The 13,542-nt window shown below is 72.3% G+C and carries 13 protein-coding genes; 1 reads left to right on the top strand and 12 read right to left on the bottom strand.

Annotated features, from left to right (window positions below; translation table 11 throughout):
- From ABEB09_RS20990 to ABEB09_RS20970, 5 genes are all read right to left on the bottom strand, one after another.
- The gene (locus ABEB09_RS20990; RefSeq protein WP_345691453.1) at positions 1–864 is read right to left on the bottom strand and encodes a carbohydrate ABC transporter permease; all 864 of its coding nucleotides are present in this window, start codon (positions 862–864) and stop codon (positions 1–3) included.
- Positions 861–1,769 (bottom strand): carbohydrate ABC transporter permease, encoded by a 909-nt coding sequence (locus tag ABEB09_RS20985; RefSeq protein WP_380841308.1) that lies wholly within the window; start codon positions 1,767–1,769, stop codon positions 861–863. Before ABEB09_RS20985 ends, ABEB09_RS20990 begins: the two co-directional genes overlap by 4 nt.
- Entirely contained in the window at positions 1,769–3,082 is a 1,314-nt protein-coding gene (locus ABEB09_RS20980; protein ID WP_345691451.1) for an extracellular solute-binding protein, read from the bottom strand. Before ABEB09_RS20980 ends, ABEB09_RS20985 begins: the two co-directional genes overlap by 1 nt.
- A gap of 187 nt (positions 3,083–3,269) precedes the next feature.
- Positions 3,270–3,557: a DUF3039 domain-containing protein gene (locus ABEB09_RS20975; protein ID WP_010470163.1), complete on the bottom strand. Its 288-nt coding sequence runs from the start codon at positions 3,555–3,557 to the stop codon at positions 3,270–3,272.
- A 30-nt stretch (positions 3,558–3,587) separates the two neighbouring features.
- Positions 3,588–4,148, bottom strand: a complete 561-nt coding sequence (locus ABEB09_RS20970) for a YqgE/AlgH family protein (RefSeq protein ID WP_345691450.1) — start codon at positions 4,146–4,148, stop codon at positions 3,588–3,590.
- Positions 4,149–4,422: 274 nt separating this feature from the next.
- Between ABEB09_RS20970 and murA the strand changes: the two genes are divergently transcribed.
- Positions 4,423–5,763 (top strand): UDP-N-acetylglucosamine 1-carboxyvinyltransferase, encoded by a 1,341-nt coding sequence (gene murA / locus ABEB09_RS20965; RefSeq protein ID WP_345691449.1) that lies wholly within the window; start codon positions 4,423–4,425, stop codon positions 5,761–5,763.
- Positions 5,764–5,930: 167 nt separating this feature from the next.
- Here murA and ABEB09_RS20960 read toward each other — a convergent pair whose 3' ends face one another.
- From ABEB09_RS20960 to ABEB09_RS20930, 7 genes are all read right to left on the bottom strand, one after another.
- Entirely contained in the window at positions 5,931–6,212 is a 282-nt protein-coding gene (locus ABEB09_RS20960) for an HU family DNA-binding protein (protein WP_103834809.1), read from the bottom strand.
- Between the two features lie 415 nt (positions 6,213–6,627).
- Positions 6,628–8,061, bottom strand: coding sequence for an NAD-dependent malic enzyme (locus ABEB09_RS20955; protein ID WP_345691448.1), 1,434 nt, complete (start codon positions 8,059–8,061; stop codon positions 6,628–6,630).
- A gap of 383 nt (positions 8,062–8,444) precedes the next feature.
- Entirely contained in the window at positions 8,445–10,730 is a 2,286-nt protein-coding gene (locus tag ABEB09_RS20950) for a HelD family protein (RefSeq protein WP_345691447.1), read from the bottom strand.
- 129 nt (positions 10,731–10,859) lie between these two features.
- Positions 10,860–11,663 carry an anti-sigma factor family protein gene (locus tag ABEB09_RS20945; protein ID WP_345691446.1) on the bottom strand — a complete coding sequence of 268 codons (804 nt, stop codon included), beginning with the start codon at positions 11,661–11,663 and terminating at the stop codon, positions 10,860–10,862.
- Positions 11,660–12,250 carry a sigma-70 family RNA polymerase sigma factor gene (locus ABEB09_RS20940; protein WP_345691445.1) on the bottom strand — a complete coding sequence of 197 codons (591 nt, stop codon included), beginning with the start codon at positions 12,248–12,250 and terminating at the stop codon, positions 11,660–11,662. Before ABEB09_RS20940 ends, ABEB09_RS20945 begins: the two co-directional genes overlap by 4 nt.
- Positions 12,251–12,319: 69 nt before the next feature.
- On the bottom strand, positions 12,320–12,892 hold the full coding sequence (locus tag ABEB09_RS20935) for a CGNR zinc finger domain-containing protein (RefSeq protein WP_345694019.1): 573 nt from the start codon (positions 12,890–12,892) through the stop codon (positions 12,320–12,322).
- Positions 12,893–12,918: 26 nt separating this feature from the next.
- Positions 12,919–13,506 carry a GNAT family N-acetyltransferase gene (locus ABEB09_RS20930; protein ID WP_345691444.1) on the bottom strand — a complete coding sequence of 196 codons (588 nt, stop codon included), beginning with the start codon at positions 13,504–13,506 and terminating at the stop codon, positions 12,919–12,921.
- Positions 13,507–13,542: the final 36 nt, after the last annotated feature.

Genomic DNA, 13,542 nt, shown 5'->3' with positions numbered 1-13,542 from the left:
TCAGTCCTTCACGGCGCCGCCGAGCCCGGACACGAGGCGGCGCTGGACGAGGACGAAGAAGACCAGTACCGGGATGGTCATCGCGGTCGACGCGGCCATGATGCCGCCCCAGTCGTTCTCGTCGGGCTTGAAGAAGACCAGGAGGGCCATGGGGAGGGTCGACTTGGAGGTGTCGCTGATGACGAACGACTTCGCGAACAGGAAGTCGTTCCAGGCGGAGATGAAGGAGAAGACGCTCGTCGCGACGAGGCCGGGCAGGACGAGCGGGAAGAGGATCCGCCACAGGAAGCGGGCGCGGGAGGCGCCGTCGACGGCGGCGGCCTCCTCCAGGGACTCGGGGACGGCCTTCACGAAGCCGCGCAGCATCCAGATCGCGAAGGGGAGGGAGAACGCGATGTGCGGCAGGATCAGCGCGCCGAGGGTGTTGAGCTGGCCGAGGTCCCGCATCAGGAAGAACAGCGGGATGGTCAGCGCCTCGACCGGCACCATCTGCGCGATGAGGAACATGACGAGCAGCGTCGTGCGGAACCGGAAGCGGAAGCGGGTGACGGCGGTCGCCGCGAGGAAGGCGATCAGCGCGGAGGCGACGACGACGGTGCCGGCGACGACGAGGCTGTTGAGGAAGTACCGGCCGAACTCCTGCTGGCCGAAGACGCGCCGGAAGGAGTCCAGGGACGGGGAGAGGGTCCAGGGCCGGGCGTCCGCCGACTGGATCTCGCCGGCGGGCTTCAGCGCGGAGAGGACCATCCAGTACAGGGGGAAGGCGACGAGCGCGGCGGTGAGCAGGGCGGCGGCCTCGGCGAGGAGCCGGCCGGGGCGGCGGAAGCGGAGGGCGGAGGGGCGCGGGGCGGGGCGGACGCTCACAGGTCTTCTCCCTGGCGGCGCAGCAGACGCAGGTACACGAGGGTGACGGCGAGCAGGACGAGCAGCATGACGACGCCGATCGCCGCGCCCAGGCTGTACTGGGAGGACGCGAACGCCTTCTGGTAGGCGTACACGTTGAGGACGAGGTTCTGGCCGGCGATGCCGCCGCCGCCCGTCATGACGTAGATCTGGGTGAAGACCTTGAAGTCCCAGATGACGGACTGGACGGTCACGACGACGAGGACGGGCCGGAGGATGGGCGCGGTGACGGAGCGCCAGATGCGCCACTGCGACGCGCCGTCGAGCGCGGCGGCCTCCAGCACCTCGGCGGGGACGGCCCTGATGCCCGCGTAGACGGTGACCATCACGAACGGGAAGGAGCACCAGACGACTTCGAGCAGGACCAGGGCGAAGGCGCTGAGGCGGCCGTAGGTCCAGGAGAAGTCGCCCAGGCCGAGGACCTTGTTGACGGGTCCGAAGTCGGGGTCGAAGAGGAACACCCAGACGGTGGACCCGGTGATCGCGGGTGTCGCCCACGCCCCGAGCGCGGCCAGCATGAGCGCGAGCCGCGGGAGGGCGCGTATCCGGGTGAGGAGTACGGCGAGGGCGCAGCCGACGACGAGGGTGCTGATGACGCAGGCGGCGGCGAACAGCACGGTGGCGAGGAGCACCTGCCGGAACTGCGGGTCGGCGAACAGGGCGCGGTAGTTGCCGAGGCCCTGGAACGAGGTGGGTTCGCCGCCGCTGACCTGGGCCTGGGTGTATTCGAGTACGGAGATCAGGCCGAGTTGCTGGATCGGGTACGCCAGGAGGCCGCCCAGCACCACGAGGGCGGGCGCGAGATACAGCCACGGGGTCCAGCCGCCGCTGCGGCCGGTGGTGCGTGTGCGCGTGGCCACGCGCATCAGCGGGTGGCGTCGAGGCCGGCGGCGGAGAAGGCGGCGTCCATCGTGCGCGCCGCGTCGCGCGCCGCGGTCGCCACGTCCTTCCGGCCGCTGACGATCTCCTGGAACATCGTCGGCAGGACCAGCGAGGCGTCGATCCTGCTCCACGCGGGCGTGGCGGGGACGAACCGGGCGCCGGCGGCGAGGGTGTCGGTGAAGGGCTTCACGAAGGGCCTGCGGCGGGCCGCGTCGGCGCGTACGTCGGTGTACGTGGGCAGGAAGCCCATGGCGTCGAACAGCCTGGCCTGACCGGCCTTTCCGGCCAGCGACTTCATCAGGTCCACCGCGAGGGTGCGGTGCGAACTGCTCTTCAGGACCCCGAGGTTGTTGCCTCCGGCGAACGCGGGGGCGATCGAGCCGGGCGTACGGCCGGGCAGCGGCACGACGGCGTACCTGCCCTTCACGGGGCCGGCCTCGACAGCCGCGTGGCTGAAGTCGCCGCCGATGGCCATGGCGGCCTTGCCGGAGGCGAAGGCGGTGACGGTGGCGTTGCCGCCCATGGACGCGCACTTGGCTGCGGGGCAGTTGTGGTCGCCGAAGAGCGCGGTGTACGCGGCGATGCCGGCGCGGGCGGCCTCGCTGTCGACGGCGGCCCGGTGGGAGGTGCCGTCCGTGCGGGCGAGTTCGCCGCCGTGGGCCCAGACGAAGGGCAGGGCGCCGTACGTGTAGGCGCCGCCGACGGCGATGCCGTACAGGTCCGGCCTGGCCCTGTGGACCGCTCTGGCGGTGGTGTTCAGCTCGGCCAGGGTGCGCGGCGGGGTGAGCCGCAGCTCCTCGAAGACGTCCGTGCGGTAGTAGAGCGCGCGGACGCCGACGAACAGCGGCGCCCCGTAGATCTTTCCGTCCACGGTGACGGACGCCCGCGCGGCCGGGTCGGTGTCCCGGGTCTCGTCCCAGGCCGTGAACTCGGCGGTGATGTCGGCGAGTCCGCCGTCCCTGACGTATCCGGCGGTGTCGGTGTTGCCGTACTCGACGAGGTCGGGGGCGCTCCTCGGGTCGTTGAAGGCGGCCTTGATCCGCTCGGCGCGGCTCTCGACGGGGATGTACTCGACCTGGACGTCGGTGCCCGCGTGGCGTTTCTCGAAGTCCGCGACGGCCGCGTCGACGACCCGTTCCTTCGGCTCGTTCCCGACCTCCCGGAACAGCCAGACGCGGACGGTCCCGCTCCCGTCGTCCTTCACCGGTCCGCCTGCGGAGGTCTGCGGGGCGCAGGCGGCCGACAGCAGCACCACGGCGGCGAGGGCGATCGCGGTCATCCGGGCAGAACGCTTCATTCGGGGCTCCCCCCAGCGGGCTCATTGCACCATGTGCAACGGGCGTTTCGCAGAGCACAACAGGCAGGAGACTAGAGGGACCCCGGGGACCCGAACAAGAGGCCGACAGGAGGCCCGGCAACGGCAGAGGCCCCCGGGGCGCGTACGCAGCACGTACGCACCCCGGGGGCCTCCCCGGCGGTAGGTCCTACTTCTTGTCCTTGCCGCCCTTGTCCTTGTCGCCACCAGCGCCCATGGAGTCGTAGATCTCCTTGCACATCGGGCAGACCGGGTACTTCTTGGGGTCACGTCCCGGGACCCAGACCTTGCCGCAGAGTGCCACGACGGGAGTGCCGTCGAGGGCACTCGCCATGATCTTGTCCTTCTGGACGTAGTGGGCGTAGCGCTCGTGGTCGCCGTCGCCGTGCGACACCTGTGGCGTCGGCTCTACGAGGGTCCCCGTACCTGCCCCGCGCTCGGGCTCGAGAGTGCTCATAACAGCCAAGGGTACTCAAGCGGCACAGGATCAGTTCAGGCTCGGGTCGTCCGGGTACGTCGCGATCATCGCCAGCTCGCTGCGCTGCCGCCGCAGCACGGCCCGCCACAGGGATTCCGGGCGCGGCGACGACACGTCACCGGGCTCGGACTCGACCACGAACCAGGCGCCCTCGTTCAGCTCGTCCTCCAGCTGGCCCGGCCCCCAGCCCGCGTACCCGGCGAAGATCCGCAGGGAGCCCAGCGCGGGCCCGAGCAGCTCCGGCGGGGTCTCCAGGTCGACCAGGCCGATCGCCCCGTACACCCGCCGCCAGCCCAGCGGGCCCTCGTCCCCGGGGATCACGGCGAGGCCCAGCGCCGAGTCGAGCGAGACGGGGCCGCCCTGGAAGACCACCCCGGGCTCGCCGGCGAGCGGCGCCCACGGCTCCAGGATGTCGCCGACGTCGACGGGCGTCGGCCGGTTCAGGACCACGCCGAGGGAACCCTCGTCGTCGTGGTCGAGCAGCAGCACCACCGCGCGGTCGAAATTCGGGTCGGCCAGCGCGGGCGTGGCGACGAGCAGCCGCCCTGCGAGCGAGGACACCTCGGTCATGGCAGACATGATCCCGCATCTTCGGTCCCCGTGGGGCGTCTGTGGAGCAGTACGGCCGAACCCGGGGCGCGCGGCGGGCGCGGGGGCGCCCGGACGCAGCCGCGAACGCCCGGAGAGCCCCGGGAACGTGACCCTCCGCGCAGTGCGCGGGACACAGGGTGGCCTTGGTGAAGTCGTGACCCGGCCAGTCCGTGCAGCGGCCTTACGGGGCATGGGTGGAAGCCCCTTACCCTTTTCTCTGGCCCCTGCCCGACCACTCCGGAACGCGAGATTCATGACCGGCACAGACGATGTACTGCTTGTCCACGGCGGCACCCCGCTGGAGGGCGAGATCCGCGTCCGCGGCGCGAAGAACCTCGTGCCCAAGGCGATGGTCGCCGCGCTGCTCGGCAGCGAGCCGAGCCGGCTGCGCAATGTGCCCGACATCCGTGATGTCCGGGTGGTGCGCGGACTCCTCCAGCTGCACGGTGTGACCGTCCGTCCCGGCGAGGAGCCGGGCGAGCTGGTCATGGACCCCACGCACGTCGAGTCCGCCAACGTCGCCGACATCGATGCCCACGCGGGCTCGTCCCGTATCCCGATCCTGTTCTGCGGCCCGCTGCTGCACCGTCTCGGCCACGCCTTCATCCCCGGTCTCGGCGGCTGCGACATCGGCGGCCGGCCGATCGACTTCCACTTCGAGGTGCTGCGCCAGTTCGGCGCGAAGATCGAGAAGCGGGAGGACGGCCAGTACCTGGAGGCGCCGCGGCGGCTGCGCGGCACGAAGATCCGGCTGCCGTACCCGTCGGTGGGCGCGACCGAGCAGGTGCTGCTGACGGCGGTGCTCGCGGAGGGCGTGACCGAGCTGTCCAACGCGGCGGTCGAGCCGGAGATCGAGGACCTGATCTGCGTCCTGCAGAAAATGGGCGCGATCATCGCCATGGACACCGACCGGACGATCCGCATCACCGGTGTCGACAAGCTCGGCGGCTACACGCACCGCGCGCTCCCGGACCGCCTGGAGGCCGCGTCCTGGGCGTCCGCCGCGCTGGCCACCGAGGGCAACATCTACGTGCGCGGCGCGCAGCAGCGCTCGATGATGACCTTCCTCAACACGTACCGGAAGGTGGGCGGCGCCTTCGAGATCGACGACGAGGGCATCCGCTTCTGGCACCCGGGCGGCTCGCTCAAGGCGATCCACCTGGAGACCGACGTGCACCCCGGCTTCCAGACCGACTGGCAGCAGCCGCTGGTCGTGGCGCTGACGCAGGCCGCGGGCCTGTCGATCGTCCACGAGACGGTGTACGAGTCCCGGCTGGGCTTCACCTCGGCGCTGAACCAGATGGGCGCGCACATCCAGCTGTACCGCGAGTGCCTGGGCGGCTCGGCGTGCCGCTTCGGCCAGCGCAACTTCCTGCACTCGGCGGTCGTGTCCGGCCCCACCAAGCTGCAGGGCGCCGACCTGGTCATCCCGGACCTGCGCGGCGGCTTCTCGTACCTGATCGCCGCGCTGGCGGCCCAGGGCACGTCCCGGGTCCACGGCATCGACCTGATCAACCGCGGCTACGAGAACTTCATGGAGAAGCTCCAGGAGCTGGGCGCGAAGGTGGAACTGCCGGGCGCCCGCGCCGTCTGACCTGCCGCCGGGCCCGCGACTGAGAGCACGGCCACGACGCCCCCGTACTCCTTCGGGAGTGCGGGGGCGTCGTGCTGCTCGCGGCCCTCGGAGGGCCGTGGGCGGGCGAACGGAAGGGCGGCCACCCAGGAACAGGGTGACCGCCCTTCTGTGCGCGCCCAGGGGGCTTACTTGCCCTTGGCGGCTTCCTTGAGCTTGGAGCCCGCCGAGACCTTCACGCTGTAGCCGGCCGGGATCTGGATCGGGTCGCCGGTCTGCGGGTTACGAGCGGTGCGAGCGGCACGGTGGGTGCGCTCGAAGGTCAGGAAGCCGGGGATGGTGACCTTCTCGTCGCCCTTGGCGACGACCTCGCCGATGGTCTCGGCGAGCGCGGCCAGCACGGCGTCGGCGTCCTTGCGGGTCACCTCGGCGCGGTCGGCCAGGGCGGCCACCAGCTCACTGCGGTTCATGTTGTTACTCCCGTGTTCTTTCTGCCTGTGAGGCGTGCCACGCGGCGGAGCCGCATGTTGGGCACAGCGAAGCCGATGCTGCCAGGGCCCTTGGACAGTCCCCGGACCCGGGTCTGCTGTCAGACCCTCGCGCCCGAATACGCATCCTGCCCCCACCAGCGGCGGGAAAGCCAATCCGGCACCCTTCGGAGTCACACGAAAAGCGCCACGCCCCCGTCCTGGTGACGTCCAGTCGGCTCCCGCCCGGCCTTTCTTCGGACGCCTCGGAACCGCCCCGGGCAACACCCGGAGACGGACCGCCCACCCTAAGGCCGCCGACCGCCTTCCGCGAGCGGCGACGCGCCGGGAGCGGGGCACGTGGGGGTCGTCACACGACGCCCACGGGGCCCGTGGGGCCACGTGGGCGTCGTACGGCTCAGAGCGCCGTCTCGTCCAGCGCGGCGGCCGACGCCGCCTTCGCGGCGTTGCGCACGGCACCGGCCACGGCGCCCGCGACCTTGTCGTTGAAGACGGACGGGATGATGTAGTTCGGGTTCAGCTCGTCCTCGGTGACGACGCCCGCCAGCGCCGACGCGGCGGCCAGCATCATGTCCGTGTTCACCGTGCGGGACTGGGCGTCCAGCAGGCCGCGGAAGACGCCGGGGAAGACCAGGACGTTGTTGATCTGGTTGGGGAAGTCGGACCGGCCGGTGGCCACAACTGCCGCCGTCTGACGGGCGATTGCGGGGTCGACCTCGGGGTCCGGGTTCGCGAGCGCGAACACGATCGCGTCGTCCGCCATGGCCGCGACGTCGTCGCCGTCGAGCACGTTCGGGGCCGAGACGCCGATGAACACGTCGGCGCCGCGCACGGCCTCCTTCAGGGTGCCGGTGACGCCCTCGGGGTTGGTGTTGTCGGCGATCCAGCGCAGCGGCGAGTCGGGCGCGGCGTCCACGAGGTCCTCGCGGCCGGCGTGCACGACGCCGTGGATGTCGGCGACGACGGCGTGCTTGACGCCCGCCGCGATCAGCAGCTTGAGGATGGCCGTACCGGCGGCGCCGGCGCCGGACATGACGACGCGGACGTCGCCGACGGCCTTGCCCACCACGCGCAGGGCGTTGGTGAGGGCGGCCAGCACGACGATCGCGGTGCCGTGCTGGTCGTCGTGGAAGACGGGGATGTCGAGGGCCTCGCGCAGCCGGGCCTCGATCTCGAAGCAGCGGGGCGCGGAGATGTCCTCGAGGTTGATGCCGGCGAAGCCGGGGGCGATGGCCTTGACGATCTCGACGATCGCGTCGGAGTCCTGCGTGTCGAGGCAGATGGGCCAGGCGTCGATGCCGGCGAAGCGCTTGAAGAGGGCCGCCTTGCCCTCCATCACGGGCAGCGCGGCCTTGGGGCCGATGTTGCCGAGGCCGAGCACGGCGGAGCCGTCCGTCACGACCGCAACGGAGTTGCGCTTGATGGTGAGGCGGCGGGCGTCCTCGGGGTTCTCGGCGATCGCCATGCACACGCGGGCGACGCCCGGGGTGTAGACCATGGACAGGTCGTCACGGTTGCGGATGGGGTGCTTCGACGCCATCTCGATCTTGCCGCCGAGGTGCATCAGGAACGTACGGTCCGAGACCTTGCCCAGGACGACGCCCTCGATGGAGCGCAGCTTGCCCACGATCTCGTCCGCGTGGGCGGTGGACGTCGCGGCGATGGTGACGTCGATCCGCAGCTTCTCGTGGCCGGACGCGGTCACGTCGAGGCCGGTGACGGAGCCGCCGGAGGACTCCACGGCCGTGGTGAGCTGGGAGACCGCGGTTCCGCTCGCGGGCACCTCCAGCCGGACCGTCATCGAGTACGAGACGCTGGGCGCCGTTGCCATGGCCGAGTTCCTCTGCTTTCCCTAGCTTCGTTGCCGCCCCGCCGCGGCGGTGGCCGTGCGGGGCCCTCCGATGGTCGCACCTACCTGCGAGTAGCGGGTAATGCGGTCATTTTGTTTTCGGAAACTGTTTTCCACCATACGAGAGAGTGCGCCGGAGCGAAAGATCCACGCACGGATTCGCAGGCAAACGAAAGCGGGTCCGCGTCCTCCCCTGCGGAAGGACGCGGACCCGCTTCGCTCGTTCAGTGACACCGACCCGCCATGCTCGCCTCGCGGCAAGTGGTCGCTCGTAGCGACAAAGGTTGGGCCCGGGGGCTTGGATCGAGCCGGTGCCGTACCCAGGCTAACAAACCCTCGCCCCGGGCGATTCCCCTGCCGCGCGATCAGTCCCGCAGCAGATCCGGAACGCCGTCCGCGTCCGGCTCGTCGCGCCGCCCCGACACCACCGTCAGCTGCTGCGTCGCCCGGGTGAGCGCCACGTACAGCACGCGCAGTCCGGCCGGCGACTCGTCGGCGATCTCGGCGGGCGAGACGACGACCGTCGCGTCGTACTCCAGGCCCTTGGCCTCCAGGCTGCCCAGCGCCACGACCCGGTCCCCCAGGTCCTCCAGCCAGCGCGCCGCCTGCTCCCGCCGGTTCATGGCCACGACGACGCCGACGGTGCCCTCCACGCGGTCCAGGAGCCGCCGTGCCTCGTCCCGCACGGTCTCGGCGAGGTCCCGGTCGCCCAGCGCCACGAAACGCGGCACCACGCCCGTCGAGCGGACCGCGCGCGGCGACTCGGCGCCCGGCATGGCCAGCGCCAGCACCTTGGCGGCCAGCTCGGCGATCTCGGCCGGGTTCCGGTAGTTCACCGTCAGGGTGAAGCGGCGGCGCGGCCGGGTGCCCAGCGCCTCGTCGCGGGCCTCGGCGGCCTCGTCCGGCACCGACCAGGACGACTGGGCGGGGTCGCCGACGACCGTCCAGGTGGCGTGCCGGCCGCGGCGGCCGACCATCCGCCACTGCATGGGCGTGAGGTCCTGCGCCTCGTCGACGATGACGTGGGCGTACTCGGTGCGCTCCTGGGCCAGCCGCTCGGCCCGCTCCCGCTGCGACTCCTCCCGTACGGGCATCAGCTCCTCCAGGCCGGTGAGCTGGTCCAGCGGGTCCACCTCGCGCTTCCTGCGGGGCCGGGCGGGCGCGCCGAGGACCGTCTGCAGCTCGTCCAGCAGCGCCACGTCGTGCACCGAGTACGTGTCGCGGCGCAGCGAGCGGGCCAGGCGCCGCACCTCGCCGGGGTTGAGCACCCGGCGCGACCAGCGGGCCAGGAGCTTGTCGTCGGCCATGGCGAAGAGCACCCGGCGCGGGGTCAGCTCGGGCCACCAGGCGTTCAGGAAGTCGGTGAAGGAGTCCTCGGAGCTGACGTCCTCGTCGAAGGAGGACCGCAGCTCGGCGGCCAGCTCGGGGTCGGTGTGCCGGGTGCCCGCGCCCGTCTTCGCGTACAGCGCGTCGAGGAGGAGCCGGCGGGCGCGCGGGCGCAGCAGGTTCACGGGCGCGGTGCCGCCGAGGACGTTGTGGCGGATGCGCTGCAGCTCCTGCGCCTCCAGCTCGACGCGGCGGCCGAAGGCGACCACGCGGAGCCGGTCCGGGGCGTCGCCCAGCTCCAGGGCGCCGCGGGCGGCCTTGCGGAGGACCTTGACCATCCGGGAGGAGCCCTTGACGCGGGCGACCGCCGGCTCGTCGTACGCGGTGGCCTCCACGCCGTCGACGAGGCTGCCGACGGCCCGGATGGCGACCTGGCCCTCCTCGCCGAGTGACGGCAGGACGCCCTCGGTGTACGCGACGAGGAGCGGGGTCGGCGAGACGATCAGGATGCCGCCGGCGTACCGCCGCCGGTCCTGGTAGAGCAGGTACGCGGCGCGGTGCAGCGCCACGGCGGTCTTGCCCGTGCCGGGCCCGCCCTCCACGTACGTCACGGAGGCGGCGGGGGCGCGGATGACGAGGTCCTGCTCGGCCTGGATGGAGGACACGATGTCCCGCATGGCGTGGCTGCGGGCCTGGCCGAGCGCGGCCATGAGGGCGCCGTCGCCGACCACGGGCAGCTCGGCGCCGCCGAGGGTGGCGGTCAGCTCGGGGCGCATCAGGTCGTCCTCGACGCCGAGGACCTTGCGGCCCTTGGAGCGGATGACGCGACGCCGGACGACGCGGCCCGGGTCGACGGGGGTCGACCGGTAGAAGGGCGCGGCGGCGGGTGCGCGCCAGTCGATCACGAGCGGGGCGTAGTCGGCGTCGAGGACGCCGATCCGGCCGATGTGGAGGGTCTCGGCGATCTCTGCGGTGTTGTCCGGGCGTACGGCGTCGTCGGCGGGCTCCACGGAGGTGTAGGCCCCGTCGGGGCCCTTCTTGCCGTCCTTGCCGCGCAGGAGATCGATCCGCCCGAAGAGGAAGTCCTCGAACTCGCTGTTCAGCCGGTTCAGGTGGACGCCCGCCCGGAACACCTGGGCGTCCCGTTCGGCGAGCGCGCCGGGCGTGCCGACCTGGCCGCGCCGGGCGGCGTCCTGCATGAGGAACTCCGCCTCGTGGATCTTCTCCTCGAGGCGGCGGTACACCCGGTCCAGGTGATCCTGTTCCCCACCGATCTCACGGTCCCGGATCGTGTCGACCACACCACCGGTTTCCTGCGCGGCCACCGAAGGCCCCCTTCTGACGTGCACTGGGCAGCCGTCGAGGGTACGCCACGGTAGCCCCGATGTCAGGCGCAGCCCACGAGGAGGCCCCGCGCCGGCCCTGCCGGAGCGGGATGCGCGTGGCCGGGGGGCTCAGGCGCGGGCCGGGACCGGGACCTCCACCAAGGGGCGGCCGTCGAAGGTGCGGACCTCGAAGTGGTCGATGTCGCCGCGGTCCATCGCCGCGCCGCCGTGGACGTACAGCGGGTTCTTCGACAGTTCGTTCGGACTGTCGGGGATGCCGTAGCCCCACTTCGGGACGCCCCAGGAGGTCACGACCTCCTCCTCGCCCGTCTTGGAGACGGCGATCAGGTTGCACTTGAGGGGACCCTTGACGTTCTTGAGCTCCAGGACCGCGTGGGTGCCCCAGGCCTTCTTCTCCATGCCGACGGTCGCGCTGACCTTGGTCGTGGCGTCGGTGGCCGCCACCTTCTCCTCCATGTGGTGGAAGAACGCGTCCTCCGCCGGGCTCGTCGGGTGCGGGTCGGCGGCCTGGCTGGTGCGGGTGTCGTCGCCCGCCAGGGCGGCCACGGCGACGGCGGGGCCGCCGATGATCAGCGCGGCCGCCGCGGCGACCAGGTAGCGCGTGCGGCGCCGCCGCTTGGCCCGCTGCGCGCCGACCTCGTCGACGAGCCGGTCCAGGAGCGGCGGCCCGGGGCGGGCAAGGGCCGGTGGCGCGGGCGGCAGGACGGCGGGCCGCTCGGCGGGGCCCGGCGGCTCGGCCAGCATGGCGAGCAGCGGCTCCATTCCGGCGAACTCCTCCAGCCGGGCGGCGCACAGCCCGCACCCCGCCAGGTGCGCCTCGAAGGCGGTGGCGTCGGCGTCGTCGAGGATGCCCAGGGCGTACGCGCCGACGGCCTCGTGCACGGACTCGTCGCCGTACCCGTGCGGCGTCATGCCGACACCCCCCTCTCCTCCAGAGCGAGCTTCATGGAACGCAGTGCGTAGAACACCCGGGACCGTACGGTCCCGCTGGGTATGCCGAGGGTCTCGGCAGCCTCGTTGACCGTACGCCCCTTGAAATACGTCTCGATCAGGACTTCCCGGTGAGCCGGGGTCAAATCGTCGAGGGCGTCGGAGAGCGTCATCAGCCACAGCGCCTTGTCGATCTCGTCCTCCGCGGGCATGACCTCCAGCGGCGACGGATCGACCTCCTGCGGCCGGGCCTGCCGGCTGCGGTGGCCGTCGATGACGATGCGCCGGGCGACCGTCACCAGCCAGGGTCTGACAGAGCCGGTCGCCCGGTTGAGCTGACCGGCGTTCTTCCAGGCACGGATGAGCGTCTCCTGTACGACGTCCTCGGCGCGCTGGCGGTCGCCGGCGACGAGGCGGAGCACATAGGCGAGCAGGGGGCCGGCGTGCTCGCGGTAGAGGGAACGCATCAACTCCTCGTCCGGGGCGGGGACGTCGACACGTGACTCCGCACGATGCCGCGCCCGATGCGTCCTCCGACGGTCATCGGCCACGGCGGCATCCTTGCGCACCCGAACCTCCCGGTCGAGACCCTGTCCGACTCCTTGCCCCCATCACTACGGACGCCGGAGCCGAACGTCTCAACAGGGCCGGGATTTTTCCCGGGACCTTCCGGTGCGGGCCCGGTGCCGGGCCACGCGCTCGCGGTTGCCGCACACCTCGCTGGAGCACCAACGGCGCCGCCCGCCACGGGAGGTGTCCAGGTAGACGCGGTGGCAGTGGTCGCCCTCGCACTGGCGCAGCCGGCCCCGCGCCACGGGGTCGGTGAGCAGTTCGACGGCGTCGCGCGCCAGGGCGGCGAGGAGCGCGGCGCACTCGGGCGGCGCCCCCAGCGCCCGTACGAGGTGCCCGTCCTCGCCCCGTACGGCGCAGGGGGCGGGCGGCGCGGCCGCGGCCAGGACGTTGAGGCGTTCCAGGGCGCCGGGCACGTCGGGGGTGTGGCCGCCGATCTCGGCGCGGACCAGGACGTCGACGTGGACGCGGAGTTCGGCGAACCGGTCCACCCACCGGGTGTCGACCCCGGTGAGCCGGGTCCCCGGCGGGACGAGCCCGCAGGCGACCAGCCAGCGGGCGAGCCGCTCGGGGCCCACGGGTGGCTCCGCCATCAGGTCCAGACAGTGCCGCCCGGAGTCGAACCACCGCTCGCCGCCCATGCGCCCGTCACCGCCTCGGGTCACCGTCAGGAGTCGTCCGCCTTCAGGTTGCCCGTCCCGGCGGTTCCCCGGAACCCCACGCACATCCCCGGTGGCGGGTCGTCGTGCAGGACGCGCTGGAACAGGTGGTGGTCGCGCCAGGCGCCGTCGATGTGGAGGTAGCGCGGGGCGGTGCCGATCCGCTCGAACCCGCAGCGGGCGAGCACGCGTTGGGAGGCCGCGTTGTCCGGCAGGGTGCCCGCCTCGATCCGGTGGAGCCCCAGGTCCTCGCGGGCGGCCCGGCACACCTCGTGGACAGCCCGGGTTGCCAGGCCGCGGCCGGTGTACGCGCCGTCGGTCCAGTAGCCGAGGAAGGCGCTGCGGAAGGCGCCGAGGGCGATCCCGGACAGGGTGGCGGCGCCCACGACCCGGTCGCCGTCCACGACGAGCCAGGAGCGGGTGCCGGGCGCCGCCAGCCGCGCGGCCTGGACGTCGGCGGTGTAGAACGCCTCGTCCCTGCGCGGCTCGTAGGGCCGCATGCGGGCGCGGTTGCGCAGCAGCGCCGCGGCGAGCGCGGCCGCGTCGGACGGCCCGGCGGGGCGGACGTACGGGCCGGTGCCGGTGGTGTCGGTCATGCGGGCACCGTACCGGCGCGGTCGCGGGCGCCCGAA

It is taken from the genome of Streptomyces coeruleoprunus (assembly GCF_039542925.1).
GTDB lineage: Bacteria > Actinomycetota > Actinomycetes > Streptomycetales > Streptomycetaceae > Streptomyces > Streptomyces coeruleoprunus.
The sequence above is the reverse complement of the archived record's forward strand: the minus strand, read 5'-3'. Positions and strand labels throughout refer to the sequence as shown.